Below are 14,775 nucleotides of genomic sequence, written 5' to 3'. Positions count from 1 at the left end.
GTAGATTCCCCCCGGATCAACAACTGTTAACCACAGTGTGACCCGAGGGGAAGCAGAGCGCGAGCGCTGGACAGTACAGTCTATTGACCAGCCCGCACGCGAAGCGTGCGCCGCAGATTATCGCGACACTCGAGCAGTACGCGGCGCAGTGCTCCTGGCAGCTCACGGTGCAGCAGACGGGTGGTGGCGTCGTCGGCCATGGGCAGCTGTGGATAGAAGCCGCGGATGAGGCGGTTGGCAATCTCAATCGGGTGCGCGGCCCAGATCTCTTCCACGCGGGAGAAGAATTCCTCCGCAAAGGCCTCCTGCAGTGCAGCTGAGCGTGGGGCATTGAATCCGGCGACCAGCGCGTCTACCTCGGCATTGGAGTAGGCGCCAGGCGTGAGCGCCCTATCGAACGCGGCACGCTTGGTCTCTGGTGTGGGGAAAGCGTGGCTGGCGCCGAGGAATTCCGTAGCGCCGGTCAGCGTATTATCGCGCTGTTTTTCTTTCTCCAACTCGTCTAGTTCTACGGCATTTCGGGCGGCGAGTGCGCGCAGGATGGACCAGCGGATTTCGGGGTCCAAGCGAAGGCCGGCAATGTCACCGGAGAGCAGGGCCTTAAGGCGCGCGGTGCCTGATTCCTCCGGCGTTGCGGCGAGTGCGCGGATGGCGGCGCGAGCGAGTACAAGCTGGGCGTCCGAGGCTGGTTCGGCCTCGTCCAGATGGCCCCAGATTGCCTCGGCATAGTCGGTGCGGACCTGCTCGCGGTCGGCTTCCGAAACATAATGGGCAATCGCAAAATTGGCATTTGCGCAGGCAGTAGCCAGCAGCGTCGTGTTGGTCTCGTAGGCTTCGTGCTTGACGACGACCCCCACATAATCAATCGCCGACATTTCCCCATCGCGGGTGAGGTTCCATAGTGCGGTCCAGATGATAGCGCGGGTGAGATCATCTTCGATTTCGGTCAGGCGGTTCCCTGCCGTTTCTAGGGAGGTGTCGTCGAAGCGGATTTTGGCGTAGGTATGGTCGGCGTCGTTAAGCAGTAGCAATTCTGGGGCCGGAAGGCCGGCCGCCTCATCGATAATGGTGCGGGTGGTGTCATCGCCGGCGGGGAGATCGATGTCGATCTCGCGATACTTGTGTAAGTCGGCATCAAAAAGCGAGGCGGTCAGGCGGTGTGGCCGGCAGACGTCCTCGGCTTCTGCAAGGATGGCCAGCTCCGCAATCTTCTCGCCTTCGGTGTGCAGCTCCGGGATGAGCGTATCTGGACCCCACGTACGCAGCCAGGCCTGCGACCAAGCATCAAGATCGCGGTCTGTGTGCTTTTTTAGCGCCTTCAGGAGGTCATCAAAGGTGGCGGCGGCAAAGGCGTGCTCCTGGAAGTAGTCGCGCGCCCCAGCGTAGAAATTATCGCGACCGACATAGTGCACCAGTTGCTTGAGCACCGCCGCGCCCTTGGCATAGGTGATGCCGTCGAAATTTTGGCGCGCGGCATCTACGTCCGGGATCTCCGCCTTAATTGGGTGCGTGGTGGGCAGCTGATCCTGCAGGTAGGCCCAATTTTTGCGGGCGCCGGCAAAGTTGGACCAGGCCTCGGTGTACTCGGTGCCGTGCACGGAAGAGTCCGCGCCCATGAACTCCGCGAATGACTCCTTGAGCCATAGATCATCCCACCACTGTGGTGTAACCAAGTCGCCGAACCACATATGGGACATCTCGTGCAGGATGGTATTCGCGCGGCCGGCATGCTGCGCGCGGGTGGCGTGGGAGCGGAAAATGTAGTTCTCCGTGAAGGTGACGAGACCAGGGTTTTCCATCGCGCCGAGATTGTATTCGGGAACAAAGATGGAATCGTACTTGCCCCACGGGTAGGGATAGCCAAAGTTCTGGTGGAAAAAGTCCATGCCCTGGGCAGTAAGGTCCAAGATTTCCTCGTCGAGGTACTCAAACATGGACGCGCGAGCAAAGGCGCGCAACTGTGCCGAGTGGCTGCCATCCGGGGCGGTCCACGTGCGCTCTTGATACTGGTAAGGGCCTGCCGCGAAGGAAGTCAGGTAGGTCGACAGCGGCGGTGTCGGCGCGAAGGTAACAGTGGCGAGGTCACCATCCTCACTGCGCTCGACTTCCGGTTGGTTAGAGAGGATTTGCCACTGCTTCGGTGCGGTCATGCGCACGTGGAAGACGGCCTTGAGATCCGGCTGCTCGAGGCAGGGGAAGATGCGGCGAGCATCGGAAGGCTCGAGGTGTGAGTACAGGTAGGTCGCGTCATCGGCTTGATCGTGCATGCGGTGCAGGCCTTGGCCGGTGCGCGAATAACGGGAGTGGCTGGTGACCTCGATGGTCAGCTCCTCCCCTACTGGCACGCCGTGTAGCCGGATGATGCTGCCATCAAAGTCCACCTCCTGCGGGGTGCCATTGACCTTTAACTCCGCGACCGATTCTCCCAGGTAATCCAGGAAGAGCTCGGGCTCATTGCTGGTGAGCTCGAGGCGGGTAGTCACGCGGTAGGTGGGTCTATCGAGTACCTCCGAAAGATCAAGGTGGAGGTGATAGGCGAGCAGGTCCACCGCTGCTGCGCGTTCTTGGAGCAACTCGTGCTGCGTCTTATTTTGTGGTGCGGTCATACTTAGGAACTATAGTTACCTCCGTCACGTAGGGTACGGGGTTGGGGTCCTAAGTTCCGCTGCCTTTTAGGAGCAAAATACCCAGCGGGTATCGGGATCTCGCTGTGGACCTGTTGGATCAGTTTTGCCCGGTCCACACTCTTCAAGTGGCGCAAGGTGTCAGTGACCATCTGCAAGCGTTACACCACACTAGAGGACGCAACCGCGCGCGGAGGTGGGCGATCTCATCTCAGCACGCAAGATTTGCGAAAGAACCTAGTTGCCGCCTCAGGTACACAGTATGGTGGGCCTCACGACTAAATCTAAAGACGTGCAAGAAATTAATCGTCCGGAAAAATCAATAACCTCGGCGATTTACTCCTACTTTCGTAGTGCAGGGATCGTTCCGAGGCTTTCAAGATAGAGATTAGCATTTCCATAATGAGTAATCCAAGATCGACCCCCGTACCGCTATCGCAATGGTTTTCATCCGCGCGGATGAGCCGGTACGCCGATCACCCCACACCAGAGGCGCTATACCTTTGGAATACTCACCTCACGAAGACCTATCTCGCTGACATTGAGCATGTTGAAGTACTTCTTCGAAACTGCATTCACAGTGCCCTAACCAGAAGGTACGGTGACCGATGGTTTGATGACGATCGAATACCTTTCAACCTTGCAGCAAAGAAGAATATCCGCAAAGCGAAAAGACGAGCTGGAGGAGGAGGGGCGTTACCGGGAAAAATCATTGCTGAACTCAGCTTCGACTTCTGGCGTTATCTCTTAAGTAACCACTATCAAGCAAGCATCTGGCCTCAGGTAAAGAGGGCGTTGAAGAAACCCCCTGACAGCAGACAGCAGTTCGAAGAGCTTGTAGTCATTGTTTATGAAATGAGAAATAGGTGCTCTCACCACGAATCAATCGTTCAGCAGCGCGATAGAGCCCGTGAAGTCGCACATCTCGACTCCGTTGATAACGCTATCCAAGAAATAGCGGGTTTCATTGATCCTCATGCAGCAACATGGATCAAGAACAATTCCAGAGTCTCCGCTTTACGAGCACAACGCCCTTAGGCCCATATCGCAGTACAAAGTGGGAAACTGAAACCGTCATCACAGTTGGTGTGCATTCTAACTATTTTCCGTTGAACCATGCCGCCACCTCGTTCGCTGACAACTGAGGATTACTTTTCACTAGGCAAGGAACGATGTTTCAAGAAAGTCCTCGAGACTCCAATAGTCAGGATCGAACCAAGCAACGCCTTCGTTGACTTCGATTGCGATTAAGTGGTCAGGCAATAAGATGAGGAAATTATTTGTCTCGGTGCGGATTCCTTGGCGTTGTAGCTCTTGTGCGACTCGTTCAGTGCTCTCCTGTGCGGTCTCGGCGGGGTGACGATTAAGGTCAACGCCATAGAAAGTATCCGTGATTGGTACCTCCATGTACTTCATTTCAACGGTGACGCACTTACCGTCCTCCACGCAGCACCATATTTTCCATGAAAATTACTTTTTATGTCTTCATGTTCACGCTGAAATGCCTTCCCAGGGTTAAGGAGTGGCTGTACCGCAATACCGGAAGACGTAGGAAAAGCCCGCGGCCAGAAGGTGGCTGCGGGCTTGGAGAAGCTTAATGCTTCTAGTGCGTCTGGGGCACGGGTCTACTGCTTGATAGCGGAGACCTCGAGCTCAATCTTGATCTCCTCGGAGACCAGCACGCCGCCGGTCTTCAGTGGAGCGTTGAAGTCAATGCCGAAGTCCTTGCGGTTGATCTTGGTTGTTGCCTCGAAGCCCAGGCGGGTATTACCAAAGGGGTCCTCAGCGGTAGCAACATCTTCCACATCGAGGTCGACGGACTTGGTGGTGCCCTTGATGGTGAGGTCACCGGTGACGGTGCCGTTGCCATTCTCATCAACGTTGAGGTTGGTGGCCTTGAAGGTGATCTCCGGGTACTGCTCTACCGCGAAGAAGTCCTCGTTCTTTACGTGGGCATCGCGGTCATCGTTGCCAGTGGAGATGGATGCGGTGCGGATGGTGGCCTGAGCGTTGGACTCAGCGATGTTCTCGGCCACGGTAATGGTGCCTTCAAAATCTGCGAAGTTGCCGCGGACCTTGGTGACCATTGCGTGCTTGGCTACGAATCCGATAACGGTGTGGGCTGGATCGAGTGCGTAGGTACCTGCTGCGAGGGACATAGTGAATACTCCTAAAATTGTTGCTTGCGTTACACCCCACAGTGTACGCACTACTCCTAAATAGTCAATACTTGAAGTAAAAAAGTTTAGAAGGCGCAGCTCATGAAGTTTTGTGTTGAAGAAAAATAAAAACTAAGGCCGAACTGAAGGCGATTTTCTTCAGTTCGGCCGTCATTTCATGGACCGCAATGTGGGTTCATGTATCCGAAGTTTTCCTAGGGCTGTCCAACGAGCCCAATGTCTGCGATGGTTGCCTTATTGGACTTGGGTAGCTCGGTGATCATGAGCAGCAGGCCGTCGAATTGCTCGGGGGTTTTCTCCAGCTCGATGTCTTCCTTGCCGTTTTTGAACTTGCCTCTTGCCAGTTGGTACAGAGAGCCGGCCTGTGGGTTCTCTGGGTTGAAGCGGTCACGATTAACGCCATAGACGGCATATTTCGCCCCAGTCGAATTGGATTGCACCACCGGCAAGACTGCGAAGTGCGTTGGCGAATCGACAGTGACGAGGATGCCGGTGTCCTCCTCTTCGGTAGACCAGGTGGTGGCCGTTTTGCCGTCGATAAGCGCAGCGTCGTCCTTGTTATCAGGAACGGTAACCGCAGAGGAAGGCTGGAGACGCACCGGCGGGGTATCCGGAATGTCCGTGCTGCCGTGGATGGTTTCGCTGACCGGATTAGACGCCTTTACATCGCTGAGCAAGGACATGATCCAGGTGGTCAATGCAGCCATCGCTACGACGAAGATGGTGGCGAAGATACCGATGACGATGACGCCGGAACCGGAATAACCGCGGCCGCCGAAGCCAGGCTCTTGGGCCGGGTCATCCTCTTGGGCCGGTTCTTCTTCTGCCTTTACCGGCAAGGCCTCGGGTGCTTCCTCCGGTGCGAAGTCGTGCAGGCGCTGGGCGATGCCGGCCAAGGTCAGCGCTTTTGCCTCCTGCAGCTGTTCCATCTTTTCCTCGCGGCTGTCCTCATCAGCACTATCGAGGGCAAAGTGCGCGTCCTCGACGCGCTGGGCGGCCTCGTCGGCCGAGAGGTTGGCATCTTCAGAAATATCGCGCAGCTTCTTCGGCGAAGGCTCCGTGGACTCCACGAGCAGCTCCAGGGCGGAGCTGAGAGCCTCGCGGTCGGTGGCGGCGGAGGTGCCATCCAGTACGGCGGGGAAGGCCACCTTGACTACACCGTCGGTAGAAACGCGGAAGCGGTCGCGGTGTTCCACTCCGAGGATGAGGCCGGCATCGTGGGCAGCGGCGGCGTCAGCAAATAGCGGCGCAGTAGCACGAGCCACAGAATGGGGGTCGAGGTTATCGGCCTCAGCTACCTGCTTGAGGGAGGTGCCCTCAAACCAATCCGCCACCACCAGGCAGCCGGTGCGGTAGGACAGGACTTGGATATTATCCGCCACGGTATCGAGCTCCAGCTCGGCAAGGCGGCGGGTATTGCGCGAAATCTCGGCGGAGCGGCGGGCGGCAACTCCCGGAGTCGATGGCGCAATCGGTGCCAGGCTATTGGTATCGACGAACGTCAACGCGACTAGGCGGCCGGTGGACTGCTCGCGTGCTTGCCAGAACTGTGCACCGGTGACCGCACCGTGATCTTGGAGCAAGCGGAAGCGACCATCCGATACCGGGGCGCCCGGCACGAGGCGTGGGCCGCGGACGATACCGGCGGACATTGGTGGCGGTACCAGGGTGGCATTGAATGCATCCTGGGTGAATACCGGCCGGATTTCCGGCACGTCGGGCTCCTCCAGCTCGATAGCCTTGGAGGAATCGACCTTGATGAAGCGGGACATGCCCGGGATGCGCTGCAAGGCGCGGGCCAGGTTCTGGACCTCCGGCAAGGAGGACTTAGAGAGCACCAGGCCGGTGGCGATGAGGAAGATGACTCCAAGCACCGCGACCTTGATCAGCGAGACGATGGAGGGCAAATTCTCTGGAAGGAGGTAATTCACGCCCCAGTACAGCACCCAGGAGACAACCAAGCCTACGAGACCGGCACCAGAAGCCCACAGCACGGTCTGCGTGACGGCTTTGCCGCCGAGGCTGCCGAGCTTGCGCTTGAGCAAGAAGCCACCGATGACCGCACCGGAGACGAAGCCAAAGCCATTGGCCGTACCGAGCAAAATCACCACGCGGTCCGGGTTGGACGTCATCAACGGGGCCAAAAGCGTAAGGACGATCTTGGTCAGCGTGATGCCGGCGATGATGAAGGTCGGCGTCCAGGCTTCCTCGCGGGCATAGAACACGCGCAGGTGCAGCAGCACTAAGGCATACGGGATGAGCGTGAAGGCGGAGAAGCTGATGGTCAGGCCAAGCTGCTCGGCGCTCTCGGCGCCGTACGCACCGTATTGGAAGAGGGCTCGGGCAATCGGTACACCAAAGCCGGTCATGAAAATGACGATGGGGATAAGCGCGATGAAGGTCAGCTTTGAGCCCAAGGTCAGATCGCGGACTACGGCATCAACATCGCCGTCGGCGGCGTTGCGGGACAGGCGCGGCATGATGGCCGTCAGCAGCGTCACGCCGATTACGCCATAGGGCACCTGCAGCATGAGCCAAGCATTCTGATAGACCAGTGGGGCGCCGGCATCCGCATAGGCGGCTACGCGGGAGGTGATCACGTAGCCCAACTGGGAGATAGCCACATAGGTGATGATGGCCAGAGCCATGCCACCGAATTGCTTGATGCGGGCATCCAAGCCCCACTTGGGGCGCAGGTTAATGCCGGCCTTTTTGAGGTACGGCAACAAGATGAGGCATTGCACCATCACCGCCGTGGTGGTGCCCAAGCCCAATAGCATGACGTGGGGATCGGCCACCGGGGTGGGCTCGTGCGGGTCGAGCTGGCCGGGCAGGAAGCGATAAGCCAGCAGCACGCTAATGGAGATGACGTTATTGACTACCGGCGCCCACGCACCTGGACCAAAGATATTCTTAGTATTAAGAACGGCCTGGAAGAGGGCGAAGAGGCCGTAGAAGAGGATCTGCGGCAGCAATAAGAAGGCCAAGGAGGTTGCCTGCACGGCATTGGCCTTGGAATCTTCCGGCAGCATCATCCTCGTTAAGAAGGGTGCGAGCACCACGGAGGCGATGGTGACTATGCCCAGGATGGAAAAGGCCAGGGTAAATAGCCGCCGGACAAAGGTCTCGCCGCGGTCCGTGTCTTCTTTTTCGGCGCGTACGAGGACGGGCACGACCAGAGAGGTCAGCACGGCACCCAATACGATCTCGGTGACGAGGTTGGGGATCTGGTTGGCGCTACTAAACGCGGTGCCCACCGTGGCGCCGAGGGTGGCACCGATGAGCATCTGGCGCAGGAAGCCGGTGACGCGGGACAGCAGTGTCGCGATGGCCATCGTGCCCGTCGCGCGGATGACGTCCTGATTGGATGATTCGTTTTCCGCGTTGCGTCCGGTGAGCGCGGACTTGTCCTTCTCGGGAGGAACGGTGGTGTCCTGCACCGCGGGCGTGGGGCGCTTTTCTGGCACCGGAGCGGGAGGAGAGGCGCGGACGATGCGGCCGCGGGCACCCGCTGGGGCGGGGTGCTCTGCCGGCACGGCGGCATCCTTCGGGTCAACTACACCCGCAGGTGACTTCTCCACGTGTTCGGCCTCGCGGCCAGTTTTATCAGTCATAGAGGATACAACTTCAACTTACTTTTTAAGCCTTTGTGATTTTTTGCGCCGATGGCGGCCTAGCCGGAAGAGAGTGGCTAGGACCAGCGCAAGAGCGCCGGCTATGCCGACGCCATACACGCTTACGATACCGGCACGCGTTTGCACAGCGATACTGATCGGCTCCGAGATGGTTTGCTTTTCTGGGGTGGCAAGCCACAGGCCAATGTCTGTGCGATCGACGTCCTTAGGCATATCGGCGGTCATGGATACAGTAATAGAGCCCTTGGCCGGAATACGGACACTCTTGGGCGTGTTGAGGCGCGCGCCATCGGGGGCATCGTATTGCAGCTTGGCCTCTACCGGTAGCGGAAGCCCATTTTCTGCCACGATGAGCAGCGGCGATGACTCGGATACGCGGGTATAAACATTGCCCGGTGGGATAAGCGCCACAGAAGATCGCAGATCGCGCAAAGTATTCGAATGCACATCCATCGTGTGGGTGAACCTTCGTCGCGCTTCAGCATTGCTGCCCAAGCTATCGCGGTTGGTCAGCGAGAGCGCGGCCAGCAAATCCCGGCGCAAAGGCAGGACGAATTCATAGGGAGTCAGTGCGATATCTGGATCATCGACCATGATATTCATCAGCTCATCGGTATAGCGGGCCTGCTGCTCCACGCGGACGATATCGGATTCGGCGAAGGCGGCGGGATCACTAAAGGGGCTGCCAGGCAGTGACCCCGGAACGGCGGTTTCCTGCTTGAGGCTGCCGACGGTACGCGCATGGGACTGGCCGGAATCGATGAGCGCTTCGGCGGAGTCAAGCGCGTATTCGGCAGCGCTGGGATCCAAGTAATTGGGCAAACGCGCCACGGTGTCGTCGCTAGCGGCCAAACTCAACGCGGCGCCGCCGGTGATGGCGCGGGAAAGTTCGGAATCGAGCGAGTAGTCGTAGCGTAGCTCCGGGTTGGAATAGCCCACCGTCTGTGGCTTGGAGCCGGTTTGGGCTAAAAGGGCGCCCAGGGAGGCGTCGAAAGTCACGGCGCGGCCAGGCCACGAAGTATTATCAGCCACTAGTGCGGGCAGGGGCAGTTGTTGATCCACATAGCCGGAGCCAACCGCGAGGACAGAGGTGGCTGGCTTAGTGCCGAGGATTCGCTCGATGGTGCGGTTGCCGCGCTGCAGACCCTCGTAGGTAAGGAAGGGATTATTCGCCTTGGCCACGGATGAGGCATTAGCGTTTGCCCACGGCATAGACATAAAGCAATCGAGTTCACGCAGGCGCTTGAGCCAGCGGGCGGCATCCTCTTTGCCAGTGCCGGGTTCGAGGTGCACATCGTCGTTGTTATTGAACCACGAATCACGCAGGCGCTTAGGGCGCTCGGCTTGAGCTGGGCGGGCAGAGCCCACCTTATAGCCCTCCGCCATGCGGTTGACCGTATCCAAGAGGGCGGGATCGATGGCTACGCAGCCTGCCCCGCGCAGATCGTGGTCCGCATAGGTGCTCACCAAGCGATCGAGCCGGCCGCCCTCAGCCAGCTCGGTGGCTAGCTCGTCGGAGGCGAGAATAAGGTCTTCTCCCCCAGCGCCGCCTGGTACCGAGTCGATATCGGCGCTGATGGGATAGACCACGGTGAGATCGTGGGGCTTGGAATCCGAGGGGGCATCGCCAAGCGCCTGCTTCTTTCCCTGCACCTGGCCTATGAGGCGTTCTTCCGCAAAGCTGACCGCCTCGCCGCCAACAGTGCCGGTGAGGGTAAATAGCAGCGGATAGGCACCGGCGTCTTCGATGGCTAGGGTCTGCTCGCCGTGTAAGGAGGTGGGAACCTGGAAGGTAACCTCCCGGGTTTCACCCGGCTGCAGGGGCGCGGTGGTGGTGCTGGGACCGTAATACGGGAATTCGCCGGTGGCCAGCTGCGTGCGGGCCTGCGCGGTACCCTCTACGGCATCGCCGCGGCGGCTGGTGAGCTGGAGGTCTTCCATGGCTTCATCGGTGGGATTGTGCACCTGGAAGGTCAGTTTCAGTTCCTTGCCCACGGTGAAGGGTTCGGCCGCGATGAGGTCGAGAGTGGCCCGCTCTGGTCCGCGCGCGCCCAACCATGCCTGGATATCCTGCTGTTTTCCCGCAGTCGAATCCATCTGCGCGGCGGCCTCTGGCAGCGGCAGGCACAATCCCCACCCCGCTACCGCCAGGCAGCCGCCCACGGCGGCCCAAGACTTCAGGCGTTGGCGCATTACCGTGGGGTCACTTTCCCCGCGGCGGCTTCCTTTCGTGCGAGATCGGGAAGGAGATCATGCGCGATGCGCGCCAATTTGCGCTCGTCGGCGTAGGCCAAATGCTCGATGAGTTCAGACACGGGAATCCATGAGACCTCGGTGACCTCCGGATCCTCATCGTTCATGATGCCGTCTACAAAGCGCAGCAAGTGATGGTGCACTGTCTTATGGATACGCACCCCATCAGAGACGAACCAATAATCAATCATGCCGAGGTCTGCAAAAACCTCACCGGAAATGCCGGTTTCTTCCCATACCTCGCGCTCTGCGGTGACTTCCTTGGCCTCGCCATTTTCTACGTGGCCTTTGGGCATGGACCACAGCAGGCGTCCGCGACGGTCGAGGCGGCCGATGAGCGCCACATAAAGCCGGGAAAGATCTACCTCGCCAGTGGCATCGACGCACTCCGCCAAACCAGAGACAACAAGGCCGCCGGCGGAGGTTTCATCGCGGGTTTCCATGGCCGTGGATTGGCCATTGCCACCGCGGTAGGGCCTGCGCTGCTGAGTGCTGCGGCGCGCGCGATTATCCGGCCGGCGGCGCCGCCTGCGCCGGGACCGGTTACGGTTGCGGCCGCCTCCCTTAGAGGGGCCCTGTTCTTGGTTAGTCATCCCTGCCAATCGTAGTAGACTCTCACCCGTGAATTTTCAGGACACTCAGCTAATTGGCGTTCTTGCCCGCGCGGAATCCACCGTCTCCTCCCTCAGCGACCTGCTGGGCGGTTTGGTGGAGAAATTTGCCGCCCGTGGCTACTCGCTCTACCTTGTGGGCGGCTCTGTGCGCGATGCGCTTTTGGGCCGCTTGGGAAATGACCTGGACTTTACCACCCCGGCCCGCCCGGACGTGGTTAAAGAGATCTTGGATGAGTGGGCCGAGACTGTATGGGATACCGGCATCGACTTCGGTACCGTCTCCGCGGCCTATAAGGGCCAGCAGATTGAGATCACCACCTTCCGTTCCGATTCTTATGATGGCCAGTCCCGCAACCCTGAGGTGGTCTATGGTGACACCTTGGAAGGTGACCTAGTGCGGCGTGACTTTAAGGTCAATGCGATGGCCATCGAGCTGCTTGCCGACGCCTCTTTTACCTTCCACGATCCCCTCCACGGCCTCCAGGATGTGGCCGACCGGGTGCTCGATACCCCGGACAAGCCGGAAATCTCCTTCCACGATGATCCGCTCCGCATGCTGCGGGCGGCGCGTTTTGCGTCCCAACTGGAATTTCGCGTGGCCGACCGCGTGGTGGATGCCATGCGGGATATGGCCGGCGAGATCCAGCGCATCACCGTAGAGCGCGTACAGGTGGAGCTGGATAAGCTTATCTGCGGCACGGCGCCGTGGGACGGCATTGACCTGCTGGTTTCCACCGGAATCGCGGACTATATCTTTCCGGAAATCCCGGCATTGCGCATGACCGCGGATGAACACGCGCAGCACAAGGACGTTTATGCTCACTCGCTGAAGGTGCTAAGTCAGGCCATGGACCAAGAAGAAGATGGCCCAGACCTTGTCCTGCGCTGGGCGGCGCTTCTACACGATATTGGCAAACCGGATACCTTTGATAACACCGATGGCAAGGTCTCCTTTCACCACCACGAGGTGGTAGGCGCCAAGCTTGCCCGCAAGCGCCTGCGCAAGTTGAAGTACCCCAAGGCCACCACGGAGGCCATCGGCCAGCTGGTGTACCTGCACATGCGCTTCCACGGGTTCGGGGAAAATCAGTGGACCGATTCTGCCGTGCGCCGCTATGTTACTGACGCCGGCGACCTCCTCCCCCGTCTGCATAAGCTGGTGCGCGCCGATTGCACCACCCGCAATGCTAAAAAGGCCCGTCGACTCCAGCGCACCTATGATCAGCTTGAGGAGCGCATCGAGGAGATCGGCCGCAAGGAGGACCTGGCTCGCGTACGCCCGGACCTTGACGGCAACGAGATTATGGAAATCCTCGGTCTTCAGCCCGGCCCTGAGGTGGGCCAGGCATGGTCTTATCTCAAGGAGCTGCGCCTAGAGCACGGCCCCCTCGAGCGCGAGGAAGCGATTGCGAAGTTGCGCGAGTGGTGGGATTCTAAACAGTGATGTTTGCCGATAGATTATTTAACGCCCTCGAGCGCAATGACCCCGCCCCCGGCCAGCTTCTCATCGCTGCTCCGGGCATGCTTTCGCCGGAATTCGCCCGCTCCGTCATCCTCGTCATTGAGCACAATGACATGATGACCTTTGGCGTGGATCTGACTAAGCGCTCTGAGGTAGCTATTTTCAATGTGCTGCCGGAATGGCTTCCCGTGGTGGCTAAACCGCAGGCGCTGTATATCGGCGGTCCGCTCAACCAACAATCCGTTGTTGGGCTCGCGCAGACTAAACAGGGCGTCGATGTGGACAAGCAAGATCGACTCACCCGCCTCGCACCGCGCCTGGCACATGTGGATCTGCGCGCGGACCCAGAAGAGATCGAGCCACTAGTTTCTGGCATGCGTATGTTTGCCGGCTATGCCGAATGGGGGCCGGGCCAGCTGGAGGAGGAAATCGAGGCCGGCGAATGGTTCGTCTCTCCGGCCCTTGCCCAAGACGTTATTACTCCAGGCCCAGCCGACCTCTGGGCCGATGTTATGAAACGTCAGCCCATGCCGTTGCCGCTCTATTCCACATATCCAGTCAACGTGGAAGATAATTAATTCCTATCGCGCTGCAGGCAATGGGCTAGACTAGCCCGCATGCGCGCGGATATTTCTCAAGGATTAAGAGATACCTGGGCCGCCGCGATCGGCCTTATTCCCCTCGGCCTAGCCTTCGGCTTACTCATGGTCCAATCCGGTTTCAGCTGGTGGTGGACGCCGATTTTCTCCCTCGTCATCTACGCCGGCTCTATGGAATTCTTGGCCATTTCCATGGTTACCGGTGGGGCTTCCGCCTTTGCTTCGTTGGTTACCGGATTCATGGTGAATTTCCGCCATATTTTCTATGGCCTCACCTTTCCCCGGCACCACATTCGTTCACGGGTGGGCCGGGCTTATTCCACATATGCGCTTACCGACGAAACCTATGCCATCGTCTCCTCCCTCCCCGCCGAGGAGCGCCCGAGTGGGAACCGAATACTCACCATCCAAATCTTTTGTCAGGTCTTGTGGGTAGGCGGCGGCATCGTCGGTGCCCTCGCCGGCCGAGTGATTCCCTCTTCTGTGCAGGGAATGGAATTCGCTCTGGTTGCCCTTTTTGTCGTGCTGGCAATGGATTCCTTCCGCAATAACCAGGACTTTTCATTGCCGTTAAGTGCTGTGGTGGTGGGAATCCTTGCTGCAGCCTTCGCCCCAGGACAACTGCTCATGGTGGCGCTGAGTGCCTACTTCATTCTGCTTATTATCCGCTACGCATCTCCCCGCATCGATGCCGCTATTGGCTTGCGTAGACGCGGCGAGTCTACGAGATTCCGGGAGGAACGCTAATGCCCGCTGGAGTTACGCTTGCTTCCATCGCCGCAGTGTTGGTCCCCGTCGGCCTTATTACCGTAGTGCTGCGCCAGCTTCCCTTTTCCTTTGTGAAATGGATGAAGGATAGCCAGTTCTTTTCATTGCTGGGCATGATGATGCCGGTAGGTGTGATGACCATTTTGGTGGTTTATACCGTCTACGGGCAGGCTGGTGCCCCTGGGGGCATCTGGGCGGCTCTCCTCGGCGTGGTAGTAACCTTCCTGCTCCACCTGTGGAAGCGTGAATCAGCGCTGTCCATCTTCGGAGGAACCGCCTTTTATATGCTCCTCGTTAACGTTGTCTTGTAGGCACCGTGTTTGAACCCTAAAGGCCGAACTTGGCGGTAGCTTCGGACCATAGGGCGTCGAAATGAGATTGGTCCACGTAGTGGGCGCTAATGTCTGGAAACTCATCGTAGGTATCCGGGTGCGGGACAACCTCTTGCGGCTGATCTACGTTTCCCGTGGAACTGGTCGGGGTAGCCACACCAACTATGGCATCTGAGGGATCCAGGGCGATCATGCGGACCATTCGACAGCTGCGCGCATCTTGCTCCTCCATTTCCGCCATATGGATGGCCGAGCCTACGCCGGGCACGGTTAGTTCAGTTCGTACGTATAGATAATTCGCCATAGGA

Annotated in this window: 12 protein-coding genes; 5 read left to right on the top strand and 7 right to left on the bottom strand. The window is 58.9% G+C overall.

The window, feature by feature from the left end; genetic code table 11:
- Nucleotides 1–80 precede the first annotated feature (80 nt).
- Nucleotides 81–2,606: an aminopeptidase N gene (pepN, locus tag QP990_RS09805; RefSeq protein ID WP_023020187.1), complete on the bottom strand. Its 2,526-nt coding sequence runs from the start codon at nucleotides 2,604–2,606 to the stop codon at nucleotides 81–83.
- A gap of 420 nt (nucleotides 2,607–3,026) precedes the next feature.
- Here pepN and QP990_RS09800 point away from each other — a divergent pair, with 420 nt between their 5' ends.
- Nucleotides 3,027–3,662 (top strand): hypothetical protein, encoded by a 636-nt coding sequence (locus tag QP990_RS09800; RefSeq protein ID WP_023020186.1) that lies wholly within the window; start codon nucleotides 3,027–3,029, stop codon nucleotides 3,660–3,662.
- A 120-nt stretch (nucleotides 3,663–3,782) separates the two neighbouring features.
- Here the strand turns inward: QP990_RS09800 and QP990_RS09795 are convergent, their stop codons facing one another.
- From QP990_RS09795 to QP990_RS09775, 5 genes are all read right to left on the bottom strand, one after another.
- Nucleotides 3,783–4,070: a hypothetical protein gene (locus QP990_RS09795; RefSeq protein WP_023020185.1), complete on the bottom strand. Its 288-nt coding sequence runs from the start codon at nucleotides 4,068–4,070 to the stop codon at nucleotides 3,783–3,785.
- A gap of 179 nt (nucleotides 4,071–4,249) precedes the next feature.
- On the bottom strand, nucleotides 4,250–4,783 hold the full coding sequence (locus QP990_RS09790) for a YceI family protein (protein ID WP_023020184.1): 534 nt from the start codon (nucleotides 4,781–4,783) through the stop codon (nucleotides 4,250–4,252).
- A gap of 215 nt (nucleotides 4,784–4,998) precedes the next feature.
- Complete coding sequence (gene murJ, locus QP990_RS09785; RefSeq protein WP_023020183.1) at nucleotides 4,999–8,418, bottom strand: murein biosynthesis integral membrane protein MurJ; 3,420 nt, start codon at nucleotides 8,416–8,418, stop codon at nucleotides 4,999–5,001.
- Between the two features lie 18 nt (nucleotides 8,419–8,436).
- On the bottom strand, nucleotides 8,437–10,632 hold the full coding sequence (locus QP990_RS09780; RefSeq protein ID WP_023020182.1) for a DUF6049 family protein: 2,196 nt from the start codon (nucleotides 10,630–10,632) through the stop codon (nucleotides 8,437–8,439).
- A complete protein-coding gene (locus QP990_RS09775; RefSeq protein ID WP_023020181.1) occupies nucleotides 10,632–11,285 on the bottom strand; it encodes an NUDIX hydrolase in 654 nt (217 codons plus the stop codon). Before QP990_RS09775 ends, QP990_RS09780 begins: the two co-directional genes overlap by 1 nt.
- 28 nt (nucleotides 11,286–11,313) lie before the next feature.
- On the opposite strand from QP990_RS09775, the gene QP990_RS09770 reads away from it, so the two are divergent.
- Genes QP990_RS09770 through QP990_RS09755 form a run of 4 tightly spaced genes read left to right on the top strand, consistent with a single transcriptional unit; the run spans nucleotide 11,314 to nucleotide 14,446 of the window.
- A complete protein-coding gene (locus QP990_RS09770) occupies nucleotides 11,314–12,750 on the top strand; it encodes a CCA tRNA nucleotidyltransferase (protein WP_023020180.1) in 1,437 nt (478 codons plus the stop codon).
- Nucleotides 12,750–13,346: a YqgE/AlgH family protein gene (locus QP990_RS09765; RefSeq protein ID WP_023020179.1), complete on the top strand. Its 597-nt coding sequence runs from the start codon at nucleotides 12,750–12,752 to the stop codon at nucleotides 13,344–13,346. Before QP990_RS09770 ends, QP990_RS09765 begins: the two co-directional genes overlap by 1 nt.
- A gap of 39 nt (nucleotides 13,347–13,385) precedes the next feature.
- Entirely contained in the window at nucleotides 13,386–14,114 is a 729-nt protein-coding gene (locus QP990_RS09760; RefSeq protein ID WP_023020178.1) for an AzlC family ABC transporter permease, read from the top strand.
- A complete protein-coding gene (locus QP990_RS09755) occupies nucleotides 14,114–14,446 on the top strand; it encodes a branched-chain amino acid transporter permease (protein WP_023020177.1) in 333 nt (110 codons plus the stop codon). The genes QP990_RS09760 and QP990_RS09755 overlap by 1 nt, the downstream gene beginning before the upstream one ends.
- 16 nt (nucleotides 14,447–14,462) lie before the next feature.
- Here QP990_RS09755 and QP990_RS09750 read toward each other — a convergent pair whose 3' ends face one another.
- Nucleotides 14,463–14,771 carry a hypothetical protein gene (locus tag QP990_RS09750; RefSeq protein ID WP_023020176.1) on the bottom strand — a complete coding sequence of 103 codons (309 nt, stop codon included), beginning with the start codon at nucleotides 14,769–14,771 and terminating at the stop codon, nucleotides 14,463–14,465.
- Between the last annotated feature and the right edge of the window lie 4 nt (nucleotides 14,772–14,775).

Origin of the sequence: Corynebacterium sp. MSK071 (assembly GCF_030232125.1) — a bacterium.
Classification (GTDB): Bacteria; Actinomycetota; Actinomycetes; order Mycobacteriales; family Mycobacteriaceae; genus Corynebacterium; species Corynebacterium kefirresidentii.
The sequence above is the reverse complement of the archived record's forward strand: the minus strand, read 5'-3'. Positions and strand labels throughout refer to the sequence as shown.

Excerpts from the sequence above, each read along its gene's own strand:
- pepN (WP_023020187.1), bottom strand. The coding sequence starts at position 2,606 with ATGACCGCACCACAAAATAAGACGCAGCACGAGTTGCTCCAAGAACGC.
- QP990_RS09800 (WP_023020186.1), top strand. The coding sequence starts at position 3,027 with ATGAGTAATCCAAGATCGACCCCCGTACCGCTATCGCAATGGTTTTCA.
- QP990_RS09790 (WP_023020184.1), bottom strand. The coding sequence starts at position 4,783 with ATGTCCCTCGCAGCAGGTACCTACGCACTCGATCCAGCCCACACCGTT.
- murJ (WP_023020183.1), bottom strand. The coding sequence starts at position 8,418 with ATGACTGATAAAACTGGCCGCGAGGCCGAACACGTGGAGAAGTCACCT.
- QP990_RS09780 (WP_023020182.1), bottom strand. The coding sequence starts at position 10,632 with ATGCGCCAACGCCTGAAGTCTTGGGCCGCCGTGGGCGGCTGCCTGGCG.
- QP990_RS09775 (WP_023020181.1), bottom strand. The coding sequence starts at position 11,285 with ATGACTAACCAAGAACAGGGCCCCTCTAAGGGAGGCGGCCGCAACCGT.
- QP990_RS09765 (WP_023020179.1), top strand. The coding sequence starts at position 12,750 with ATGTTTGCCGATAGATTATTTAACGCCCTCGAGCGCAATGACCCCGCC.
- QP990_RS09760 (WP_023020178.1), top strand. The coding sequence starts at position 13,386 with ATGCGCGCGGATATTTCTCAAGGATTAAGAGATACCTGGGCCGCCGCG.
- QP990_RS09755 (WP_023020177.1), top strand. The coding sequence starts at position 14,114 with ATGCCCGCTGGAGTTACGCTTGCTTCCATCGCCGCAGTGTTGGTCCCC.
- QP990_RS09750 (WP_023020176.1), bottom strand. The coding sequence starts at position 14,771 with ATGGCGAATTATCTATACGTACGAACTGAACTAACCGTGCCCGGCGTA.